Annotated in this window: 21 protein-coding genes and 2 rRNA genes; 6 read left to right on the forward strand and 17 right to left on the reverse strand. The window is 69.5% G+C overall.

What is annotated here, in order from left to right; translation table 11 throughout:
• Positions 1–121: 121 nt before the first annotated feature.
• The 3 genes from nadC to nadA form a co-directional block, all read right to left on the reverse strand.
• Positions 122–982 (reverse strand): carboxylating nicotinate-nucleotide diphosphorylase, encoded by an 861-nt coding sequence (gene nadC / locus T333_RS33230; RefSeq protein ID WP_496426943.1) that lies wholly within the window; start codon positions 980–982, stop codon positions 122–124.
• A 58-nt stretch (positions 983–1,040) separates the two neighbouring features.
• The gene (locus T333_RS33235) at positions 1,041–2,726 is read right to left on the reverse strand and encodes an L-aspartate oxidase (RefSeq protein ID WP_496426944.1); all 1,686 of its coding nucleotides are present in this window, start codon (positions 2,724–2,726) and stop codon (positions 1,041–1,043) included.
• Positions 2,727–2,826: 100 nt separating this feature from the next.
• On the reverse strand, positions 2,827–3,870 hold the full coding sequence (gene nadA / locus T333_RS33240; RefSeq protein ID WP_355004144.1) for a quinolinate synthase NadA: 1,044 nt from the start codon (positions 3,868–3,870) through the stop codon (positions 2,827–2,829).
• A gap of 76 nt (positions 3,871–3,946) precedes the next feature.
• Between nadA and T333_RS33245 the strand changes: the two genes are divergently transcribed.
• Both T333_RS33245 and T333_RS33250 read left to right on the forward strand, forming a co-directional pair.
• On the forward strand, positions 3,947–4,699 hold the full coding sequence (locus T333_RS33245; RefSeq protein ID WP_357256712.1) for an NUDIX hydrolase: 753 nt from the start codon (positions 3,947–3,949) through the stop codon (positions 4,697–4,699).
• 77 nt (positions 4,700–4,776) lie between these two features.
• Entirely contained in the window at positions 4,777–6,210 is a 1,434-nt protein-coding gene (locus tag T333_RS33250) for an ATP-binding protein (protein ID WP_496426945.1), read from the forward strand.
• A gap of 64 nt (positions 6,211–6,274) precedes the next feature.
• Here T333_RS33250 and T333_RS33255 read toward each other — a convergent pair whose 3' ends face one another.
• From T333_RS33255 to bioB, 5 genes are all read right to left on the reverse strand, one after another.
• Positions 6,275–6,457, reverse strand: coding sequence for a hypothetical protein (locus T333_RS33255; RefSeq protein WP_496426958.1), 183 nt, complete (start codon positions 6,455–6,457; stop codon positions 6,275–6,277).
• A 218-nt stretch (positions 6,458–6,675) separates the two neighbouring features.
• Entirely contained in the window at positions 6,676–7,233 is a 558-nt protein-coding gene (locus tag T333_RS33260; RefSeq protein ID WP_496426946.1) for a DUF1353 domain-containing protein, read from the reverse strand.
• A 66-nt stretch (positions 7,234–7,299) separates the two neighbouring features.
• Positions 7,300–7,944: a DUF2567 domain-containing protein gene (locus tag T333_RS33265; protein WP_357256706.1), complete on the reverse strand. Its 645-nt coding sequence runs from the start codon at positions 7,942–7,944 to the stop codon at positions 7,300–7,302.
• A 23-nt stretch (positions 7,945–7,967) separates the two neighbouring features.
• The gene (gene bsaP, locus T333_RS33270) at positions 7,968–8,195 is read right to left on the reverse strand and encodes a biotin synthase auxiliary protein BsaP (protein WP_097248370.1); all 228 of its coding nucleotides are present in this window, start codon (positions 8,193–8,195) and stop codon (positions 7,968–7,970) included.
• A 9-nt stretch (positions 8,196–8,204) separates the two neighbouring features.
• Positions 8,205–9,218, reverse strand: a complete 1,014-nt coding sequence (gene bioB / locus T333_RS33275) for a biotin synthase BioB (RefSeq protein ID WP_496426947.1) — start codon at positions 9,216–9,218, stop codon at positions 8,205–8,207.
• A gap of 133 nt (positions 9,219–9,351) precedes the next feature.
• On the opposite strand from bioB, the gene T333_RS33280 reads away from it, so the two are divergent.
• A complete protein-coding gene (locus T333_RS33280) occupies positions 9,352–9,936 on the forward strand; it encodes a TetR/AcrR family transcriptional regulator C-terminal domain-containing protein (RefSeq protein WP_355004150.1) in 585 nt (194 codons plus the stop codon).
• A gap of 209 nt (positions 9,937–10,145) precedes the next feature.
• On the opposite strand, the gene T333_RS33285 is transcribed toward T333_RS33280, so the two are convergent.
• The 6 genes from T333_RS33285 to T333_RS33310 form a co-directional block, all read right to left on the reverse strand.
• Positions 10,146–11,354, reverse strand: coding sequence for an MFS transporter (locus T333_RS33285; protein ID WP_496426948.1), 1,209 nt, complete (start codon positions 11,352–11,354; stop codon positions 10,146–10,148).
• 295 nt (positions 11,355–11,649) lie between these two features.
• Positions 11,650–13,002, reverse strand: a complete 1,353-nt coding sequence (locus T333_RS33290; RefSeq protein ID WP_496426949.1) for an LLM class flavin-dependent oxidoreductase — start codon at positions 13,000–13,002, stop codon at positions 11,650–11,652.
• Positions 12,999–13,781, reverse strand: a complete 783-nt coding sequence (locus T333_RS33295; protein ID WP_355004153.1) for an ABC transporter ATP-binding protein — start codon at positions 13,779–13,781, stop codon at positions 12,999–13,001. Before T333_RS33295 ends, T333_RS33290 begins: the two co-directional genes overlap by 4 nt.
• Positions 13,757–14,620, reverse strand: a complete 864-nt coding sequence (locus T333_RS33300; RefSeq protein ID WP_496426950.1) for an ABC transporter permease — start codon at positions 14,618–14,620, stop codon at positions 13,757–13,759. Before T333_RS33300 ends, T333_RS33295 begins: the two co-directional genes overlap by 25 nt.
• Positions 14,620–15,711, reverse strand: a complete 1,092-nt coding sequence (locus T333_RS33305) for an ABC transporter substrate-binding protein (RefSeq protein ID WP_496426951.1) — start codon at positions 15,709–15,711, stop codon at positions 14,620–14,622. The genes T333_RS33300 and T333_RS33305 overlap by 1 nt, the downstream gene beginning before the upstream one ends.
• A gap of 499 nt (positions 15,712–16,210) precedes the next feature.
• Entirely contained in the window at positions 16,211–17,377 is a 1,167-nt protein-coding gene (locus T333_RS33310) for an alpha/beta fold hydrolase (RefSeq protein WP_357256694.1), read from the reverse strand.
• Between the two features lie 232 nt (positions 17,378–17,609).
• On the opposite strand from T333_RS33310, the gene T333_RS33315 reads away from it, so the two are divergent.
• The 3 genes from T333_RS33315 to T333_RS33325 all read left to right on the forward strand — a co-directional run bounded on the left by T333_RS33315 (position 17,610) and on the right by T333_RS33325 (position 21,246).
• Entirely contained in the window at positions 17,610–18,641 is a 1,032-nt protein-coding gene (locus T333_RS33315) for a FecCD family ABC transporter permease (protein WP_496426952.1), read from the forward strand.
• Between the two features lie 743 nt (positions 18,642–19,384).
• Positions 19,385–20,224: an ABC transporter ATP-binding protein gene (locus tag T333_RS33320; RefSeq protein ID WP_496426953.1), complete on the forward strand. Its 840-nt coding sequence runs from the start codon at positions 19,385–19,387 to the stop codon at positions 20,222–20,224.
• Positions 20,221–21,246 (forward strand): ABC transporter substrate-binding protein, encoded by a 1,026-nt coding sequence (locus tag T333_RS33325; RefSeq protein ID WP_496426954.1) that lies wholly within the window; start codon positions 20,221–20,223, stop codon positions 21,244–21,246. Before T333_RS33320 ends, T333_RS33325 begins: the two co-directional genes overlap by 4 nt.
• Positions 21,247–21,286: 40 nt before the next feature.
• Here T333_RS33325 and T333_RS33330 read toward each other — a convergent pair whose 3' ends face one another.
• The 3 genes from T333_RS33330 to T333_RS33340 all read right to left on the reverse strand — a co-directional run.
• Positions 21,287–21,757 (reverse strand): SRPBCC domain-containing protein, encoded by a 471-nt coding sequence (locus T333_RS33330; protein WP_496426955.1) that lies wholly within the window; start codon positions 21,755–21,757, stop codon positions 21,287–21,289.
• 116 nt (positions 21,758–21,873) lie between these two features.
• Positions 21,874–21,990: ribosomal RNA gene (gene rrf, locus T333_RS33335) — 5S ribosomal RNA — on the reverse strand.
• A gap of 174 nt (positions 21,991–22,164) precedes the next feature.
• A 23S ribosomal RNA gene (locus T333_RS33340) occupies positions 22,165–22,463 on the reverse strand; the annotation flags it as partial.

Consider the following 22,463-nt stretch of genomic DNA (forward strand, 5'->3'; position numbering starts at 1 on the left):
AGCTGTTCTACGAGTAAGTTTGCGCCTTTTGCCGACGAATGCCGACCCCCATTTGCGATCGGATTGCTGGCGAGCGCTCAGCGACGGTCGGCACGCGCCTCTCGGCGCGGCCGTACCCCGCTCACATATCCAAACCGAGGTCCAGCACCCGCACCGAGTGCGTCAACGCCCCCACCGCGAGGTAGTCGACGCCGGTGCGCGCGTAGTCCGCCGCCATCTCCAAGGTCAGCCCACCCGAGGACTCCAGCTTGGTCTCCGGCGCGACGGCATTGCGCCGCTGCACGGCCGCCTGGGTCTGCCAGAGCGGAAAGTTGTCCAGCAGCACCAGTTCCACGTTCTCGGCGAGCACGGCGTCGAGCTGCTCCAGGCTGTCGACCTCCACTTCGCAGGGCAGATCCGGCGCCAGTTCACGCACCGCGCGCAGCGCGTCGACCACCGAACCCGCCGCGACGACGTGGTTGTCCTTGATCAGCGCCGCGTCGCCCAGCCCCATCCGGTGGTTCACCCCGCCGCCGACCCGCACCGCGTACTTCTGCAGGCCGCGCAGGCCGGGCAGCGTCTTGCGGCTGTCGCGAATCGCGCACCTGGTGCCCTCGACCTCGTCGACCCACGCCGCGGTGGCGGTGGCGATGCCGGACAGGTGGCACATCAGATTGAGCATGGTGCGCTCGGCCGTCAGCAGCCCGCGCGTCGGCGCGACGACGCCGAGGACTACGTCACCCGCATGTACCCGGGTCCCGTCGGCCACCCGCTCGGTGATCTCGTATTCGCTCGCGCCGATCACCTCGTCGAGCACGAGCAGCCCCACGTCGATGCCCGCGACGGTGCCCGGCTGACGGGAGACCACCGAGGCCTTCACCGCCGCGTCGGCGGGCACGGTCGCCATCGTGGTGACGTCCGGTCCGTAGCGCAGATCCTCGTCCAGCGCGGTGCGGATGAGCGCGAGCACCTCGTCACGGTCCAGTGCGGCGTCCAGCGCCATCAGCGCACTCCTACTCTGTCGGCCCGCGACGGGCGCGGGCGAAAGTCGATATCGGGGTTCACGGAATCGCCAGGGTCAGCGCCGGGGCCTCGGGGTCGTCGGCCAGGCGGGAAGCCAGCGACTCCCCTTCCGGTGAGCCGCCGACCAGGAAGACGTCCGGTCGCCCGTCGGCGTCCAGGCGAATCGGAATGCTGTGCCGCAGCGCCTCGTTCGACTCCGGATGATCGGATCGCGTGTGACAGCCGCGGCTTTCGGTGCGGGCCGCCGCGGCGAGCAGCAGCACGCGGGCGGTGAGCGTCAGCGCGCCGTCCTCCAGTTCGGCGATTCGGCGAGCGGCCAGGTCCTCCGGCGCGGGCGGCACGACGACACTGTCACCGGCGAACCGGCTCGACATGCCGCGCAGCACAGCGCGTTCCAAGGTCGCCGTCGCGCTCGCGAGCCCGTCCCGGTCCCGCACCACGGCGGCGTGCGCGGTCATCGCCTGCTGTAGCGCCGCGCGCGGCGCCCGCGGCATGGTGCGTGGCCGCACGTCGGTGACCTCCGCGGGCGCGCCGAGGCGCTCCACGGCCGCCGCACCGACCCGTTCGCCGACGACCAGACCCTCGAGAAGACTGTTGGACGCCAACCGATTCGCGCCGTGCAACCCGGTCCGCGCCACTTCTCCCGCGGCGTACAGCCCGGGCACCCCGGTCCGGCCGTGCGCATCGGTGACAACGCCTCCGCACTGATAGTGCGCCGCGGGCGCGACGGGAATCAGACCAGCGCGCGGGTCGATCCCCGCGGCGAGGCAGGAGGCGGTGATCGTCGGAAAACGTTGCGCGAAACCATCGATCGAGCGCGCGTCGAGGAAGACGTGATCCGTGCCCAGCTCGCGCATCCGCTCGGCGATAGCCCTGGAGACCACGTCGCGCGGCGCGAGATCGCCGCGCGGATGCACCCCCGCGGTCACCGGATTGCCCTCGGCGTCGACGAGAGTCGCGCCCTCACCGCGCACCGCCTCGCTGATCAGCGGCCGCCGCCCCAGCCCGCCGGGCGTGTACAGCACGGTCGGGTGGAACTGCACGAATTCCAGATCCGCGACCGCCGCACCGGCCCACAGCGCGAGCGCGACGCCGTCGGCGGTCGCGCCGGCCGGATTCGTGCTCAGCGCGTAGAGCTGGCCGAGCCCGCCGGTGGCGAGCAGCACGGCCGGAGTGTGCACCACGCCGAAACCCTTGTCGGACACCGCGATCACACCCTGCACCCCGCCCGGGCCGGTGACCACCTCGCAGGCCGCCGCGCCGAACAGCACGGGCAGACCCGCCGCGTTGAGCGCGCGCTGCACCTCCGCGCCGGTCGCGTCGCCGCCCGCGTGGATGATGCGGCGGGTGCTGTGCCCGCCCTCCCTGGTGCGCGAGATCTGGCCGTCGCGACCGAGATCGAACACCGCGCCGAGGTCGGTCAGCGCCGCGACGGCCGCCTGCCCGCCCGCGACGATGGCGCGCACCGCGCTCGTCTCGCACAGCCCGGCGCCCGCCTCCACCGTGTCCCGTACGTGCGATTCGATCGAATCACCGTGCGGCGCTACGACGGCGATGCCGCCCTGTGCGTACTGGGTGGAGGTGTCGATCGGGCCGCCCTTGCTGAGCGCGAGGACCCGCAGCCCGCGCAGCGACGCGGTGCGGGCCGCCGTCAGTCCGGCGACGCCGCCGCCGACCACCACCAGGTCGGCCGAGGCCTCCCACTCGATTACCGGAGCATTCATCTCCGCCAGCCTCTCGTTCCGAGCTCGGACGCGAACATCGCCGCGCCCGCCGAGGTCATGCGGCGCCGCTACACGCCCGCCGCATGTCGTCGGCGTCGGCTCACTCGCCGCCGCCCGGATTGCCGATCGCGATCATCCGCTGCACCGAACTACGGCCGAGCGCCGCGGTTTCCAGATCCACGTGCACCTCGTCGGCGCCCTCCACCAGGCAGCGCAGCAGCGCGGCGGGGGTGATCATCTTCATGTACTTGCAGGAGGCGCGGTCGTTGACGGCCTGGAAGTCGATGCCGGGCGCGGCCTTGCGCAGCTGGTGCAGCATGCCGACCTCGGTGGCGACCAGAACCTGACTCGACTTGGCGGCCTTCGCGGCGTCGATCATGCCGCCGGTGGACAGGATGTGCACCCGGTCGGCCGGGAACGCGCCCTCGCCCGCCAGGTACAGCGCCGAGGTGGCGCAGCCGCACTCGGGGTGCACGAACAACTCGGCGTCCGGGTGGCTGCGCGCCTGCTCGGTGAGCTCGTCGCCGTTGATGCCCGCGTGCACGTGGCACTCGCCCGCCCAGATCTGCATGTTCTCCCGGCCGGTCACGCGCTTGACGTGCGCGCCGAGGAACTGGTCGGGCAGGAACAGCACCTCGCGGTCGGGGTCGATGGAGGCGACCACGTCCACGGCGTTGGAGGAGGTGCAGCAGATGTCGGTGAGCGCCTTCACCTCGGCGGTGGTGTTCACGTAGGACACCACGACCGCGTTCGGGTGCTCGGCCTTCCAGGCGCGCAGCTCGGCGGCGCTGATCGAGTCGGCCAGCGAGCAGCCCGCGCGCTGATCCGGGATCAGCACGGTCTTCTCCGGGCTGAGGATCTTCGCGGTCTCGGCCATGAAGTGCACGCCGCAGAAGACGATGGTGTCCTCGGGCGCCTCGGCCGCGATCCGCGACAGCGCCAGCGAGTCGCCGACGTGATCGGCCACGTCCTGGATCTCGGGCAGCTGGTAGTTGTGCGCGAGAATGGTCGCGTTGCGCTCCCGCGCCAGACGCTTGACCTCCTGCGCCCACTCGGGCGTCGCCGCGACACCCGTGTAGCCCGAGGGCCCGTCGAATACCTGCCCCATCAGCGGAGGCGCCAGTTTCGCACCCGTCGTCGCCATGATGGCTCCCTTCCTCGTGCGGCCGGCAACACCGCCGATTCGCACTCAACCAGGTTTTCGACTTACAATCGAAAACGTGGCCCATAGTAGCACCATCCACGAATCGCTCACCGCGGTGTTCCAGGTTCGCCGCTTCCCCACAAATAAAGGCGCAGGTCAGAGCGCTGCGAGCGGTGTCATGGGCCCGTGCCCGCCCGATCAGCGCACCGAGCTCGCGGTGTTGCTGTGGGAGCGCGCGCTCGACCCGCAGAAGGACACTTGGTCGCTGCCGGGCGGGCGATTGGGCGACGACGAGGATCTGGACGCCTCCGCGCGCCGCCAGCTGGCCGAGAAGGTCGACGTGCGCGAGCTGACGCATCTGGAGCAGCTCTCGGTCTTCAGCAATCCCGAGCGCGTGCCGGGCCCGCGCCGCATCGCGTCGGCCTATCTCGGCCTCGTCCCGCTGACCGCCGAACCGGAACTGCCCGCCGACACCGCGTGGCACCCGGTCTCGGCGCTGCCCGCGATGTCCTTCGATCACGGCACGGTCGTCGACCACGCCCGTACCCGGCTGGCCGCCAAGCTCTCCTACACCAACATCGCCTTCGCACTCGCCCCGTCCGCGTTCACCATGTCGACCCTGCGCGAAATCTACTGCGCGGCATTGGGTTACGACGTCGACACCACCAACCTCCAGCGCGTCCTCGCGCGCCGCAAGGTGATCACCCCCACCGGCGCCACCGCCGCCCCCGGCCGCGCGGGCGGCCGCCCCGCCGCCGTCTACCGCTTCAGCGACTCCGGCCTCCGCGTCACCGACGAATTCGCCGCCCTCCGCCCCCGAGCCGAGTGAGCTTTAATTCATCGCACTAATCTAAGTTAGAATCAATCTAAGTATGATTTCATCTATGTTTATCCGCTGGAGGATTAGTGGAGTTCACGGGAAGAGCCGCCGACCTCGACATTCTCGCTCGACAGCGCGAGCTCGTCACCGAGAAGGCCGGGGCCACACGCGGTCGAGCGGTCATCCTGACCGGCCGTCGGCGGGTCGGGAAGTCGAGGCTGGTCCAGGAGTTCTGCGATCGCTCGAAGCTCCCTTACGTCGTCTTCCAGGCCACCCGCGCGCGCAACCCGGTAGCCGAGCGCGCCGACTTCATCTCCACCGTCGCCCACTCCACACTCGGTGACGCGGAACTGGTATCCGGCCTGCAGGCCACCGACTGGAACCAAGCGCTGCGCGCCCTGGCCATTGCGATCCCCGACGACTCTCCCACCATCGCGGTGATCGACGAGGTGCCATGGCTGGTCGAGCAGGACGGCGAGTACGAGGGTGCGCTGCAGACCGTGTGGGACCGCCACCTGTCGGCCAAGCCCGTTCTCCTGATTCTGGTCGGCAGCGATATCTCGGTGATGGAGGCGTTGCAGTCCCGCGAGCGCCCGTTCTTCGGGCGAGCCGCCAAAATGACCGTCGAACCTCTCCATCTGGCCGACGTTCAGGCGATGACCGAACTCGACGCGGCCGGTGCCGTCGACGCTCTGCTGATCACCGGCGGCTTCCCAGAGATCGTTCAGTCGTGGCGGCCCGGCATGAGCAGGGTCGACTTCCTACGTGCTTCGACGGACAACCCGCTGTCACCGCTGCTCGTGGCAGGCGAACTGACGCTGCTCGGCGAATTTCCGGAAGCCTCGCGATCGCGCGCGGTGCTCGAGGCGGTCGGCAGCGGCGAGCGCACTTTCAGCACCATCGCGGCGCAGGCAGGCGGAGTGGGCGCACTGCCCGCCGGAACCTTGACGCCGCTGCTCACTACCTTGCGATCCAAACGAATCGTCGCGGCCGATATCCCGCTGTCGACCAAACCCGACAGCAAGAACAAGCGCTACCGCATCGCCGATTCGTACCTTCGATTCTGGCTTGCCTTCCTACAGCGCGGAATCCCTCTGATCGAACGAGGCCGCGGCGATCTCGCTCGCACGCGTATCGAACGATCCTGGACGGCCTGGCGTGGACGTGCCGTCGAACCACTGATTCGCGAATCGCTACTGCGCCTGCTGCCCGATGAGCGTTGGCCCGATGCCGAGGCGGTCGGTGGGTGGTGGAACCGGCAGAACAATCCGGAGATCGATCTCGTCGGCGCTGATCGTGAGCCGGTCGCCGGTGCGGTCCACTTCCTCGGATCGATCAAGTGGCTGGAGGATCGCCCGTTCGATCGCCACGACTACGACGCCCTCGCCCGGGCGATACTGTCGGTGCCTGGAGCCGACCCTCGCACCCCGCTCGTCGCGGTATCCCGCGCAGGTCTCGGAGCCGAACTCCCGTTGGCGATGCATTGGGGTCCCGAAGATCTCGTCGCCGCTTGGCGCTGAAGCGCCCCGAGCTGCCGACCATGAACCGGTCATCCAGCCGCGAACTTCGCTACGCCGAGGCGAATCACGCGTCGTGGGAACGGTTTCGGTGTTTCGGGGTGCGGCGGTACCGGCTGTTGCCGGGGATCGGCTGGGCGGCGTTGGAGCGGCGCAGTTCGTGGCGGCGGCGCCAAGCGGTGAGATCCGGGCGTTCCGAAGGGGTTCGGGACGTGTCGGGGTGTGGTGCGGTGTGCGGCTGGGCGTGCATGGTCGTCACCTCCTCCCCTGGGCTCGCCCGTTCGGTTGCCGGATCACGGTAACCACGGCGACGTTCGTGCTCCACCCATTTTTCGACCTTGTACTGCCGCAGCGGGCGGCGCATGGAGCGCGATCGCGAGCCCGCCGCAGCGAATCCGCGAATCGGGCGGCGCATGGAGCAGGATCGCGCGTGAGCTTGCCGCCCGCATGTGATGCACCGAAAAGCGTTCAGGCCGTTTTCATCTGCGGCCTGGGCGGCGGCGCGGGTGTGCGGGTGGCGAGCCGCCCACCGGCCCAGAACGCCAGCTCCACCAGCCAGAACAACCACAGGAACAGCGTCACCACGATCACCGGCAGCGCCAGGAACAGCACCGAGGGCACCGCGATCAGCAGGAATAGGACCCAGTCGCGCGGGCTCGCGCCGTCCAACCGGTTCGCCGAGCGCACCGCCGCCCACATCATCCAGCGCCGCGGCACCGAAATGCCGAATTCGCGCAGGCAGCGCCGGAAGAGTCCGTCGGCGTCGGCGCTGCTCACCTCCTGCGAGCGCAGCAGATAGTCGTGCAGGATGGCGGCGCGGGTGTAGGCGCCGTAGCGGGGAATGAGCCAGACCAGCGCGCGCGGCACCGAGGCGAAGTCCGTACGGAAGCCCGTGGGCACGGTGAATTCCTGAACGTCACCCCGATAGACGAGCGGCTCGGACAGCCGCCAGAACTTCGCGTCGATCTCCTCGACGACCGGACCGCCACCGATGAACGCCACGACCCGTTCCTCTCCGAATGCCATGCTTTCCACCATTTTACGTGGTAGAGGCACCAAAACAGCGCGGAGAGGCAACGGTTGGGTGACGTGTCAGCGAGCCGGGCGGGGCACCGAATCCGTCCCGCCCTCGGCGGCCGGATCGTAACCGCCGTAGGAGCTCCCGTACGGCGGGAACGCCCCCGCGGTGTCGAACCCGATCGGCGTGAACGGCTCGCTCGGGCGCGAACGACCGAATGCGCTGCCGTAGCCGGTGCCCAGATCCTCCGACGGATTGAGCGCCGCGAGGAACAACAGCACCAGCGAGGCCACCAGCGGCTGCACGACCAACGCGAGCGCCGTGCCGACTTGCGTTGGCAGCTCGATGATCTGGCCGACGGGCGGGTCGTCCGGACGCGGGTGCAGCAGCTCCGCGACCGTCTCCCCCACCAGCGCCATGAAATACGCGCCGATCAGCGAGCCGGACACCAGCCCGAGTTGCAGCAGCGGCCCGCGCACCGTGCGCAGCCGCCAGGCCGCCACGGCGGTGAGCAGTCCGGTCACCGCGCCCGCGCAGACGAACAGCGCGACGGCGTCGAACTGATGGGTGCTCTCGCCGGTCAGCGGCGCGCCGCGTCCCGGTTCGGTGACGAGCAGCTGTTCGGTCGGCGCCAGGAAGCCCCACAGCACGCCGACGAGCACGCTGAACACCGCGACGGCGGCCAAGACGAGCAGCGCGACGCCCGCCTCGGTCCGCACACCCCGCGCCCGCACGGCCGCCACTAGCGGTGTTCCAGACTCTTCGAGTCGATCACGCCGTGCCGCGAGCACTTGGCCCACCAGCCGTCGGGACTCACCTGCACGATCATCCGGCGCCCGCACTGCTCGCAGAACCGCGGCGGCTCGAGGCCGAGCGCGGCCGCGGCGGGCACCGCGTCGTCGAGACCCGGCACGATCCGTTTGCCGGTGAACGGGTTGTAGCGCTCGTCCATATCCATGACAGTACTCATGGCCCGGCCCTACAGCGTTTCGTTGAGCGCCTTGATCGGCATCTTCAACTCACCGAGCAGATCCAGGTCCGCTTCGGCGGGGCGACCGAGGGTGGTCAGGTAGTTGCCGACGATGACGGCGTTGATGCCGCCGAGGATGCCTTGCTTGGCGCCCAGATCACCGAGGGTGATCTCACGGCCGCCCGCGAAGCGGAGGATGGTGCGCGGCAGCGCGAGACGGAACGCGGCGACGGCGCGCAGCGCGTCGGCGGCGGGCAGCACCTCGAGGTCGCCGAACGGGGTGCCGGGGCGCGGGTTGAGGAAGTTCAGCGGCACCTCGTCGGGCTCCAATTCGGAGAGCTGCGCGGCGAATTCGGCGCGCTGCTCCAGGGTCTCGCCCATGCCGAGGATGCCGCCGCAGCACACCTCCATGCCCGCCTCGCGCACCATGCGCAGGGTGTCCCAGCGCTCCTCCCAGGTGTGCGTGGTGACGACCTGCGGGAAGTGCGACTTGGCGGTCTCCAGGTTGTGGTTGTAGCGGTGCACGCCCATGGCGGCCAGCTGGTCGACCTGCTCCTGGGTCAGCATGCCCAGCGAGCAGGCGACCTGGATGTCGACCTCGTTGCGGATCGCCTCGACGCCCGCGGCGACCTGCGCCATCAGCCGCTCGTCCGGTCCGCGCACCGCGGCGACGATGCAGAACTCGGTGGCGCCGGTCTTGGCGGTCTGCTTGGCGGCCTCGACCAGGCTCGGGATGTCGAGCCAGGCGGCGCGCACCGGCGACTGGAACAGACCGGACTGCGAGCAGAAGTGGCAGTCCTCGGGGCAGCCGCCGGTCTTGAGGCTGATGATGCCCTCGACCTCGACCTCCGGACCGCACCACTTCATGCGCACGTCGTGGGCCAGCGACAGCAGCTCCTCGAGCCGGTCGTCGCCGAGGCGCAGCACCGCGAGTGTCTGCTCCTGGGTCAGGCCTTTGCCACGCTCGAGCACCTGCTCGCGGGCGATCGAGAGAATATCGGTGTCAACGGGTGCCTGCGTCACTGGACGGATCCCTTCGGCTGAACTGCCTGTCGGCGACGACGCGCCTCGCGCCCGAGGTGGCCGTGCAACTTGAACGGTGTTCAGGCTAGGGTAGCGGTAGGAGTGAGTCAAAACACGACGGGGAGGAATTCGGGTGCAACTGCACAGGGCGGACGTGGTCGACGGCGCCATCGCCATTCTCGACCAGTACGGCCTCGCCGATCTGACGATGCGCAGGCTGGCGAGCTCGCTTCAGGTACAGCCCGGCGCGCTGTACTGGCATTTCCCCAACAAGCAGGCGCTGCTGGGCGCCGTCGCCGACCGCATACTCGCGCCGATGGAGGATCCGGTGACCGCCGACGAGTGGTCCGGCCAGATCTCCGAGCTCGCGCACCGGCTGCGCGACTGCCTGCTCGCCTACCGCGACGGCGCCGAACTGGTCTCGTCCACCTACGCCTCCCGACTGACCACGAGCAAGGGCCGCGAACGCCTCGCCAGCGCCGCCATTCGCGCGGGCATGCCGCGCCAGGAGGCCGAGCTGGCCGCGTTCACCCTGTTGTACTACGTGCTCGGTCAGACCGTCGACGAACAGTCCCGCATGCAGATGGATTCGGCGGGCGCGCTGCCCGAGGACGGCACTCCGATCGACGAAACCCCGGACGCGACGGCCCGTTTCGACTTCGGCCTGCAACTGTTCGTCGCGGGCGTTCGGCACCTGCTGGGCAGTCGCATCCGCTGAGCGGGGCAAGCGTCCGACGCCACCCGATCCGACCGAAGGCCACCGTCACCGGCCCACCACGAGGAAGGTCGCCCTCGGTCGGTGCACTGGGCGGGTGAATGAAGGTCGCTTCCAGTTGGTCTGACCGGATGAAGGTGACCTTCGGTCGGCTGTCGCGCCGACCATTCTGGACGCGGCACTGGTCGCCAGCGGTGTCGCACCCGCGGACGTCACTTCGTCCGCAGTCGACCTGCTACCCCGGGAAACCAGCGGTGCATCGCGACCGCGCCCGCCGCCGCGGAGAACGCCAGTGCGAGAGCCGCCGCGCCGAGCACGGCCACCGAGCTGATCACCCCGACTGCGATCGGCCCCGCGAACATGCCGACGTCGTGGGTGAGCCGCCACGCGCCGAGAAACTCCGCGCGACGCCCTTCCGGTGCGACATCCGCGCCGACGGTCATGATCAGGCCGTTGCTGATCCCGTTGGCCAGCCCGAGCAGCAACGCCGCGACCCCCATGGTGAGCGCGGTGTCCGTCCACGGCAGCACGGCGTAGCCCGCCGCGAAGCAGAGCATGGACGGCACCCCGGTGGCACGGCGGCCACGCCGGTCCAGCCACACACCGGCCGGGTACGACATCAGCACGTCCACCGCACCGGCGACGCCGAAGATGAGGCTGGTGGTCGCTGGACTGAGTCCGATGTGCGCCGCCCACAGCGGCAGCAGTGCCTGGCGGGAGGCGCGCGCCGCGCCGGTCAACAACGCCGCCGACCCCAAAGTCCCTAGCAGCCTGCGGTTTTCGACGACGACGGACCGTAGGGTGTGCGCGCCCGCGTCCTGTTCCCCGTCGACACCGCGGATGCCGACCATCGCCAGACCCGAGAGCACCGTCGTCGCGCACTGCAACCACAGCGCCCCGTTCGGTCCCATCCCGTGCACGAGCCCCGCCCCGAGGAACGGTCCGCAGAAGAACCCGAGCCGGTGCGCGCCCGCCAGCGTCGACAGCGCGCGCCCACGATCGGCGGACGGCACCACCGCCACGATGTAGGACTGACGGGCCAGCCCCCATACCGCGCCCGCGGCGCCGTTGAGCAGCATGCCCGCGGCCAGCACCACCAGATTCGGCGCGAAGATGGCGGCGAGTACGCCGAGCAGTCCGAGCAGCGAACCGAGACCGACCGCGCCGCGCTCACCGATCCGCGCGACGATGCGCCCGGCGGGCAGGTCGGTGAGCACCATTCCGAGCCCACCGAGCGCGACGATCACACCGGCCAGCCCGACCGACGCTCCGAGGTCCAGCGCACGCAACGCGTACATGGGCGCGGCCGCACCGAAGCCGGTGCCGTACAACGCCATGGGCACGAACACGGACCAGGTCAGGCTGCGCAGCCGCACCGGATCCGAGGCGAGCGAGGGCTTTTCGGCTAGTTCCCCGCTCACCGCCCCGACCGCCGAGCATCCACGCGGACACCGCATCGACACGCCACCACACCCAGCGTAACCCTCTGCCGCCCAATGGATTCGAAACGTGCCGAGACGGCACGACGCAGCCCGCCGGTGGTGACGCGGCGCAGCTCGTCACCGGCGCGGCGCAGCTCACCCGCCGACGAGTCGCGTGCCGCGCGACCGAAACGAATCCGCTTGCGCACCGGGGCTGTCGAGTGCGTCCACGATCCCGCGACAACCGCCGTCCCGACGGTCGGACGATGCTCGGAACAGTCGCTGTCCGCCCCGCTCACCGGGCGAGCGCCGGGCGACGGGCGAACCGGCTCTCCGGCCGCGCGAGACCGAAGTGGTCGCGCAACGTGGTTCCGCTGTATTCGGTGCGAAACAGCCCGCGCTCCTGCAGGATCGGCACCACGGTCGAGGTGAAGACCTCGAGTCCGCCGGGGTAGTACGGCGGCATCACGTTGAATCCGTCGGCGGCGCCATTGCGGAACCACTCCTCGATGGTGTCGGCGACCTGCTCGGGGGTTCCGGCGAAGACCCGGTGCCCGCGCGCGCCCGCCAACCTGTGCAGCAACCCGCGCAGCGTCGGACGGTCCCGCTGCACGATGCCCGCCACCACCTGAAGCCGCGATTGCCCGTTGTCGGTGACGTCGCCCGCGCCGTCGAACTCCTCGACCGGCACCAGCTCGTCCAGCGCCAGGTGCCGCAGGCTCTTGCCCGCGATGCTCTCCAGTTGGGCAAGGCCATATTCCGGCACGGTGAGCTCGTTGAACTCGCGCTCGAGCCGTTTGGCATCGGCCTCGGTGTCGCCGATGAACGGGCTGATTCCCGGCAGGATCTTCACCTGGTCGGGGTCGCGGCCGAATTCCCGTGCCTTGGCCTTGATGTCGGCGTAGAAGGCTTGGGCGTCGGTGAGCCGCTGGTGCGCGGTGAAGATGGCTTCGGCGTAGCGGCCCGCGAAGGACCGGCCGTCATTGGACGCGCCCGCCTGCACCAGCACCGGGTAGCCCTGCGGCGTACGCGCCGCGTTGAACGGTCCACGCACCTTGAGGTATTCGCCCTCGAAGTCGATGCGGTGGATCTTGTCCGGATCGGCGTAGACGCCCGCGGCCTGGTCGAGCAGGATCGCATCGTCCTCCCAGCTGTCCCACAGCGCTACCACGGCGTCGACGAATTCCCGTGCGCGGGCGTATCTTTCCGCGTGGCCGGGATGCCGGTCGAGGCCGAAGTTGGCCGCCGCCAGGTCTGTTCCGGTGGTGACGATGTTCCAGCCCGCGCGCCCGCCGGAGATGTGGTCGAGGCTGGAGAACAGCCTTGCCAGGTTGTAGGGCTCGTAGTAGGTGGTGGACGCGGTGGCGATGAGGCCGAGATGCGTTGTGGCCGCGGCGATCGCGGTCAGCAGCGTGATCGGCTCCAGGCCGGGCGCCGCGTTGTGCGCGACATTGGTGCGCAGGGCCGGTCCGTCGGCGAAGAACACCGCGTCGAGTTTCGCGGCCTCGGCGGTGCGGCCGATCTCCTGGTAGTAGGTGACGTCGTAGATCCGGTCGGGACGGCTCTGCGGGTGCCGCCAGGCCGCCTCGTGGTGGCCGGACGGGTAGATGAACGCGTTCAGGCTCAGCTGGCGCGGTCGCTCGGTCATGAGGCTTGCTTCTCTTCCTCGTGAAGATGGGAGGCGGCCGCGTCACCGGCCGCGCTGACAAGGGGGTCGACACCGAGCCCGGCGAGCAGCTGCTCGCGCGCCGCGATGAACTCCGGATCGCTGTGGCGGCGCGGACGTTCCAGCTCGATGCGCAGGTCGATGGCGATGCGGCCGGCGTCGAGGACGAGCACGCGGTCGGCGAGCAACACCGCCTCGTCGACATCGTGGGTGACCAGCAGCACCGCGGGCTTGTGCTTGGCGCACAGCTCCTGCAGCAGCGCGTGCATCCGAATCCGGGTCAGCGCGTCGAGCGCGCCGAACGGTTCGTCGGCAAGCAGCAGCTCGGGTTCGCGCACCAGCGAGCGGGCCAGCGCCACGCGCTGCTGTTCGCCGCCGGAAAGCTCCTTGGGCCAGGCCTTCTCGCGGCCACCGAGGCCGACCTCGGCGAGCGCCGCGCGGCCGCGATCCGCCGAACCCGCACCGCTGAGGCCCAGTGTCACGTTGTCGAGCACCCGCACCCACGGCAGCAACCGCGAGTCCTGGAACACCACGGCCCGTTCCGAGGGCACCGCGAGATCGCCGGAACCCGGCACGTCGTCGTCCAATTCGGCCAGCGCGCGCAGCAGGGTGCTCTTGCCAGAGCCGCTGCGACCGAGCAGCGCGACGAATTCGCCGCGAGCGATGTCGAGGTCGATGCCGCGCAACACCACCCGGTCACCGAAGCCGCGGCTGAGGTTTCGGGCACGGACCACGTTCAGTCCGCGAGTGTCTGGCGCCATGCCAGCGTCCTCCTTTCCAGTGCGCGCACGGCGATGTCGCCGAACAACCCGAGCAGGCCGTAGATCACCAGACCGACCACGATGACGTCGATCTGGCCGTAGGTACGCGCCTGCGTCATCAGGTAGCCGATGCCGCTGGTGGCATTGACCTGTTCGACCACGACCAGCGCCAGCCACGAGATGGTGACCGCGAGGCGAAGGCCGATGAAGAAACCGGGCAGCGAGCCGGGCAGTGCGATGCGGCGGATGAAGCCCCACCGTGAAAGCTGAACGGTCTCGGCGAGTTCCACGTATCGGGCGTCCACGCTGCGCAGGTGCGCGTGCGTGTTGATGTACACCGGCACCAGCACACTGGTGGTGATGACAATGAGCTTCATCTCCTCGCCGATGCCGAACCACACGATGAACAGCGGGATCAGCGCCAGCGTCGGAATCGCGCGCTTGATCTGAATCGGACCGTCCAGCACCGCCTCTCCGATGCGGCTCAGCCCCGCGGCCAGCGCGAGCACCACGCCGATGGCGACGCCGAGGCCCAAACCGAGACCGGCGCGCTGCACCGAGGTCAGCAGATTGGACTGCAAGCGACCGTCGGCGATGAGGTCCCCTGCCGTCTGCGCCACCGTCCACGGCGCGGGCAGCGTGTCCGGATCCAGTGTGCCCGTGGCGGATCCGATCACCCACGCCGCCACCAGCAGCGTCGGACCGAGGGCGATGCCGAACGGAATCGGCTTGCCGGGACCGAGCCTGCGCCGCGACACCTTGCCGCGCGCCTGGAGTTCGACGGGCGCTGTCGCCGCCCTGCCGAATCGGCCGAGTACGCCCGCTTCGAGTGTCGCCATCACCGCTCCTTCGGTTCGTGGGAAGCGCCGGATTCGGCGACCGCGCGCGTCACGACGGCGTCGTAGCGCAGGTGGAAACCGCTGCTGGCGCTGACTCTCTCGGGCAGTTCGCCCGCGGCGTCGATGGCGTCGATGGTGGACTGCTGCCGGTCGACGAGCCGCTGGTCCAGGTGCGGGAAGGTGTAGGTGCCCAGCGATTCCACGATGCGCCGCGCGTCCTCGGGGCTGACCTTCTGGTTGTCCACGTAGTACTTCTGCGCCCACTCCTCGCGATGGGTGTTCACCCACTGGTAGGCCCGGACATAAGCGCCGACCAGTGCGCCGACCGCGGCCGACTTGGCCGGATCCTGCGTCACCGCGCGCCGCGCGTACAGGTAGGCCAGTCCGCCGTAGATGCCCGCGGTCTCGGAGTCCGAGATCACCGACGTGCCGGGCGTGCGCAGCAGGCGGGTCACATTCGGCTCGATCAGCGGGGCGATGTCGACCTGGCCGGTGCGCACCGCGTCGAGGAACTCGGCCAGCTGCAACCGGACCAGCTGCACGTCGCCGATCTTCAGCCCGGCCTTGTCCAGCGCGCGCAACACCGCGGCCTGCTGTGCCGTGCCCTCGGCGTAGGCGATCTTCTTGCCCTTCAGATCGGCCAGCGTGGTCGCGGTGCGGCCGGGCGCGACCGCCAATTTCAATGCGGCGGGGCTCGTTTGCTGCGCGCCGACGATCGGCACGTCCTGACCCGCGACCAGCGCGTGGATCGGCGGCACGTCGCCGACCGGCGCCACGTCGGCCGCGCCCGCGCGGAACGCCTCCAGAATGGCGGGACCGCCGACGAAGTTGGCGAACTCCACCTGGAACGGCAGCTTGTCCAGTTCACCGGAGAAGCGCAGCACGCTCTGCAGGCGCTCCTGCTGATCGGCGACGATCAGCTTGGTGCCAGCGGGCACCTCGGTAGGCAGCGGCGAATTGGCGGTGTCGACGACCGGTGTGTCGTCCTTCGCGCAACCGGTCAGCCCGAGGGTCGCAGCGGTCGCCACGGCGAGCAAGGCGGCGGTGGTGCGGCCACGGAGGCCGGGTAAGAACGTACTCGGTCGAAACATGCTGGGTAGTCAAGCAGGACGAAACAGGCCCGAACACGGTTAACGGCAGCATGATTCGAACCGGTGTCAGACCGCGCGCCGCAGCGCTGTGCTCAATTCGCGCCACCGCGCTATCCGACCACCGCGACGCTGTGCCGTCCGACCACCGCCGCACTCTGCCGGCCCGGCTCCCGCGGGACTGTGCCAGCGCGCCACCGCGGTGCCTTACTCGACCCGGAGCCGCCGCGCTGCGACAGCCGCCGACCACCGCGCGGCGCTGTGCCAGCCCGCCACCGACGCGCTGGGTCAACCTAGTGCCGCGGCGCTGGATCAACCTGGCGCCGCAGCACTGGATCAACCCGCCACCGACGCGCTGGGTCAACCCGCCACCGACGCGCTGGGTCAACCCGCCACCGACGCGCTGGGTCAACCCGCCACCGACGCGCTGGGTCAACCTGGTGCCGCGGCGCTCGGTCAACCCGGCGCCGCAGCACCGGATCAACCCGGCGCCACCACTGGATCAACCCGGCGCCGCAGCACTACGCACCCCACGCACCTGATCCAGATACCGCTGTAAGAACGGCATGACCTGCTGGTCGATGACCTTGTTGTACTCCTGCGGCGCCTGCCTCGGGTTGGCGTGACCGGTGTTGCGTGGCAGCACGACGAGCAGGCTGCCGTCCACTCCGCCCGCGCGCTCGACCAGCACCTGGTGCGAGTACTCGACATCGACGACGCGGTCCCGCTCGGCGTCGCGCGGCCGGATGAACACGATGGCCGGGCGCGGTTTGCCGTCGACCGGACGGGACAGCGCGCGCAGATTGTCGATCGCGCCGCCACCGACGATGGCGAGGAACTGCGACTCGATGAGCCCGTTGCTCGCGGCGTTGCGCGACAAGACCTTCTCGGTCGCGACCTCGGCCAGCACGTCGCCCAGTTCGCCGAACCGGATCGTCGGCACCGGATCGGCGGCGCGAACGACGAACCGCTCCCGGCGCGCGTAGGTCTCCACGGCGAGTCGCAAGGCCCGGCTCTCGCGCGCCCCTGGCAACCAGCCCATCCAGCGCAGCATGTCCTCGCCGCGGCCGCGACTCTCCGGGCGCACCGCGTTCAGATCGACGGGGGTGCAGTCCAACAGCACGCCGGCCAGCCGCCGATCGCTGCCCAGATGGATGTGCTGCCCGACCTCCAGCGCGATGACCCCGCCCATGCTGTGCCCGACGAGCACGATGTTCCGCACGCCCGACATCTGCGCGGCGCGGACGACGAGCTCGGCGATCACCTTGCTGTCGATGCCCTGATTGTCGTATTTGATGGCCCAGACCACGCCCATCCGCCGCAGCGCGGGCAACGACGCCGCCGTGTCGGAGGCGTTCAGGCCGCCCAGTCCGACCAGATCGACGACCGCGGTGTCCCAGTTCTCCTCCCGCGCGGGCGTCGCGACGGGGAGCAGCGCGGGCTCGGTCAGCGCGAGTCTGGCGCGCTCGGGGGCGACATCGTGCACCCAGTACTGGATGAACACGGTGAGTACGAGTATCAGCAGTGCGGCGACCCGCAGCAGTGTCAACCTGGTGCGGCGCAACGTCGTCCACCGGTGCCCGAGGCGGGTCTCCCGGAGCCGAGCCTTCCGTCGCGCATCATCCCAGTCGGTGACGGTGGACGGGTGCCGATCGTCCAACGGCGACATCTCTTCACGGTATCGACGGATGCGAAGGGCTGCCACGTAGTCGCCGCCGAAGACCCGACCGCCAGGAAAAGCCGACTGACCGGTAGAATTCTAGCGTCATCCCCGGCGGGTGCGGGAATCCGGTGAGAATCCGGAACGGTCGCGCCACTGTGATCGCCAACACGGCGAAAGTCAGACCTCCCCTGCCGAGCCATCTCTGGAAGGGCCGCGACTTGCCTGTGGAGCACCGCCGATGATCCGTGTCCGGACATCGATCGCCATCCCGACGCTGTGCGCGCTGCTCACCGTCGCGATGATCATCGCCACCGGTTTCGGCGCCGAGACACTGCCCGTCTCCTCGGTGACCGAGGTCCTGCGCATGCGCCTCGTCGGCGGGACTCCCACCGACCTCGCGCTGGACACCATCGTGTGGCAGCTGCGCGTGCCGAGGACGCTGCTGGCGGCCGTGGTCGGCGCGGGACTGGCCTTGGCAGGCGCCGCGATGCAGACGCTCGTGCGCAACCCGCTGGCCGATCCATTCCTCCTCGGTGTGTCCTCCGGCGCGGGCGTCGGCGCCGCGGCGGTGATCACCTCCGGGCTGTTCGCCGGCGCGGGGGTGTGGGCGCTGTCCGGCGGCGCGCTGATCGGCGCATTGGCGGCGGCCGCGCTGGTCTTCCTGATCGCCGTCGCACAGGGCGGTCTGACACCGCTGCGCCTGGTACTCACCGGCACCGTCCTCGGTTCCGCGTTCGCCGCGCTCAGCAGCTATCTCGTGTTCCGCAGCTCGGATCCCGCTGCCGCGCAGTCGGTTCTGTTCTGGCTGCTCGGCAGCCTGGCGGGCGCGGACTGGACCACCCTCGGACTGCCCCTCGCCGTCGTACTGGCCTGCGGGGCCGCGCTGCTGGCCGCCGCGGGGTGGCTGGACGCGCTCACCCTCGGCGCCGACACCGCGGTGTCGGTGGGAGTTCCGGTGAAGCAGTTACGGATCGCGCTGTTCGTTCTGCTCGCCGTGCTCGTCGGCGTGCTCGTCGCGGTATCGGGCGGTATCGGGTTCGTCGGCTTGGTCGTGCCGCACGCCGCCCGCCTCCTCGTCGGCCCGCGCCACCGGGGTCTGCTGCCGGTCTGCGCGCTGTGCGGCGCGCTGTTCCTCGTCGTCGCCGACGCCGCGACCCGGATCCTGGTGCCGCCCACCGAAATCCCGGTCGGCGTGCTGACCGGCCTGATCGGCGCGCCCACGTTCCTGCTGCTCCTCGGTCGTCGGCGCTACCGGTTCGGTGACGCGTGAGCGCGGAGGGTAGATACGAGGTCGGCGAAGACCTCACGCCGCTGAGCACCGACGCGAACCGCGCCACCGTCGGCGAGCCGCAACCGCGCGGCGCAGGTCGGCCCGCCCCGCATCGAGACGGCGAACCGCGCCCTGCCACCGCCATAGCCGACGACCGAACTCAGTGCAGCACATCACCGATATCGGAGTCGACACCGGACGGCGGGCTGTCAGGCGAGACGATCGCGGCCCGGGTGCCGCCGTCCCCAGGCGGCGGGCATCACCCCGGCCGGGCTTTCCGCCTCGAGCCGGTCAGCCCGCACCTCACGGCGATAGCGGACCGCGATCGACTCGGTGCCTGGCGACGACTGTTTCGACGCCGAGCTCGTCCGGGGTCGACGGGCGAGATGGGCGACGCGACGGAGAACAGCAACGGATCGCCGTACGCGACGGCCCATTCACCGTCGCCTGATCCGGCACAGCGGACAACCGGCGGCAAAGACACGGCCACCGGTTCGCGGGCGGAGGCATGGGCGACGGCCCAATTCGACGCATCGGCAGGAAGCCCGCGCGTGACACCAGGAAGCGACGACTTGGACACCTCCGCGACAAGCCCGAACGTGGCAGCAGGTGCCGACAACTTGGACACCTCCGCGACAAGCCCGCGTATGGCACCAGGAGCCGACAACTTGGACACCTCCGCGACAAGCCCGCGCGTGACGGTAGGAAGCGACAACTTGGACGCCTCGACGACAAGCCCGCCTGTGGCAGCAGGAGCCGACACCGACGTGGACGCCACCGCACCGAGCCCGCACAGGAGAGCAGGAGCCGATATCGACGCCGCCGGGTTGACGTGCGCGGTCGGGCGGCGGGATGTCGTGGTGGACGCGTCGTTCACGATCCGGACCGGGGAAGTCGTGGGGATCGTCGGTCCCAATGGGAGCGGCAAGACGACATTGCTGCATGTGCTCGCGGGCGTGCGGCGGCCGACGGCGGGGCGAGTCCACGTGGGTGGTCGCGCGCTGCACGAGCTGTCGCCGCGCGAGCGTGCCAAGACCGTGGCGCTGGTCGCCCAAGACGAACGGCCGCCCGCCGATCTGCTCGCGGGCGAAGTGGTAGCGCTCGGGCGCACACCTTATCTACCGCCGTGGGGCGTCGGGTCACCGCGCGAGCGGCATGTGATCGAGGAGGCGCTGGCAGCGGTCGACCTGGCGGGCTTCGCCGAGCGGCCAGTGCACCGGCTCTCCGGAGGCGAACGGCAGCGGGTCCTGTTGGCGCGGGCGCTCGTACAGGACACGCCGGTGCTGATATTGGACGAGCCGACCAACCACCTGGACATCACCCATCGGCTGGAGCTGTTGGCCTTGGTCCGCACCCTGAACCGCACCGTGGTCATGGCCCTGCACGAGCTCGCTCTTGCCGACCGCTATTGCGACCGAATCCTGGTGCTGCACAACGGCCGCGCGCGTCCGCCGGAACCGCCCGAGACGGCGCTGCGGCCCGAGGTGGTCGCATCCGTCTTCGGTGTGCGCGCGACCCGCGTCGCGCATCCCGACACCGGCGAAACCCATCTGTTGATCACCCCGCGAGAGGCGACACCATGAAGAACACGTCCCGAATGCTGGCCGCGGCCACGCTCGCCGCCACCTTGGCGGCCTGTAGCAACCAGTCCCCCGCGGCGGGCGCGCTCACCGTCCGCAACTGCGACCGAGACGTCCAGTTCCCCGCGCCCGCGCAGCGGATGTTCGTCAACGACGGCAACCTCATCTCCATGGCGCTGGCACTCGGCGCCCAAGACCAGGTCGTAGCCGTCTCCAGTCTGCAGCGCGACGCCGACACACTGCGCCGCCACTACGGACCCATGGTCGACTCACTGAAATCCGTCGCCCCCGAATATCCCGCGCGCGAGACCGTCCTCGCCCAGCGCCCGGACGTCATGATCGCGGGCTGGAGCTACGGCTACGACGAGGCGAAGAACCTCACTCCCGACTCGTTGGGCAAGGACGGCGTCGCCGCGTACGTGCTCACCGAGAGCTGCCGCCAGCGCGAGGGCGAACGCCAGCGCGGAATCGTGGAACCGTGGACGGCGCTGCGCACCGATCTCACCAACCTGGGCGCGATCACCGGACGCGCCGACCGCGCCACCGAACTCACCGCAGACCTGGATGCCAGGCTCGCCGCCCTGCGTTCCGCACCGCAGCCCGAGCACAGGCCGACCGTCTTCCTGTTCGACAGCGCCAGCGACACGGTGTTCTCCAGCGGCAAATTCGGTGCGCCGCAGGCGATCCTGGACGCGGCGGGTGCGCGCAACATCCTCGACGACGTAGAGGACACCTGGACCAGAGTCTCCTGGGAGCGGCTGGCCGCGGCCGACCCGGACGCCATCATGTTCGTGGACTACCCGAAGCAGTCGTTCGAGCAGAAGGTCGAGATGCTGCGCGCCAAGCCCGGCATCAATCAGCTGCGCGCGGTGACCGAAGGTCGCTTCCTCAACCTGCCGTATGCGTTGTGGACGAGTGGGCCGCTCAATATCGACGCCGCCGAGCAGATCCGTAAGCAGTTGGAGCGGTGGAACATGCTGCCGCCCTCCGGAATCGAGCCCCGCGTGGACGACGCGGTGCGCTGACCGAAAGCACCGACTCGGTCGGTCCAGTGAACCGGCTCGCTCAGTCGAGCGAGCCGGTTTCCGCGAGCGTGGCGAGTTTGGCCAGCGCGAGGCGCCAGCCCAGTTCGTTGTCCTCCGGTTTCACCGCGCTGGGCAGGCCCTCGTGGATCGCCACCAGATCCGTGCCGCCGTCGGCCGCGTCGGAAAGGGTGACGGCGACGGTCATCTCGCCACCGGCGGCCGGGTCGTCGGTCTCGAATTCGAGAATCTCCACGACCTGTTCGCCAGGGATCAAGGTGACGAAACGCCCCTGATAGGTGTCCGATCGGTCGGTGGTCTTGCCGGTGTCGGTCGGGCCGTCGTAGGTGAGGGTGATGCGGAACCGGCCGCCCTCGCGCGGCTCGAATTCATGGACGTGGCTGGTCATTCCAGTGGGAACCCGCCACCGCGCCACCGCGTCGGCGTCCAGCAGCAAGTCGTAGACCGTCGACCGCGGTGCGCGAATATGCTTGCCGATCCTGGTGCTGGACATGTGCACCACGGTAGTCCGAGACTTCGGCGCGCAGGAGCCTTGCCGCGCAGGAGGTCTTCCGTGCCCTGAAAACGCCGAAAGCCCCCGACCGAAGTCGGGGGCTTTCGCGAATGATGTTCCGGCGGTGTCCTACTCTCCCACACCCTGTCGAGTGCAGTACCATCGGCGCAGGTGGCCTTAGCTTCCGGGTTCGGAATGGGACCGGGCGTTTCCCCACCGCTATAGCCGCCGTAACTCTATGAAACTATCCACACACCATGCACCCGAGCAGGAAGATCCTCGAGGGCTTGGCCCTCGAGCTCCCCGATCACGGTTCGACGGAATCGGTTAAACGATTCGATCGAATACCGGTGACACGGTGTCTGTGTGTTGTTTCAGATACCGCACAGTGGACGCGTAGCTTCTTTGTTGGTAAGTCCTCGGCCGATTAGTACCAGTCACCTCCACACGTTACCGTGCTTCCAGTTCTGGCCTATCAACCCCATGGTCTGTGGGGGGCCTTACCCCCTCGAGGGGGTGAGAAACCTCATCTTGGAACAGGCTTCCCGCTTAGATGCTTTCAGCGGTTATCCCTTCCGAACGTAGCTAACCAGCGGTGCCCTTGGCAGGACAACTGGCACACCAGAGGTTCGTCCGTCCCGGTCCTCTCGTACTAGGGACAGCCTTCCTCAAGTTTCTGACGCGCGCGGCGGATAGAGACCGAACT

The sequence above is a fragment of the Nocardia sp. CNS-044 genome (genome assembly GCF_059570515.1).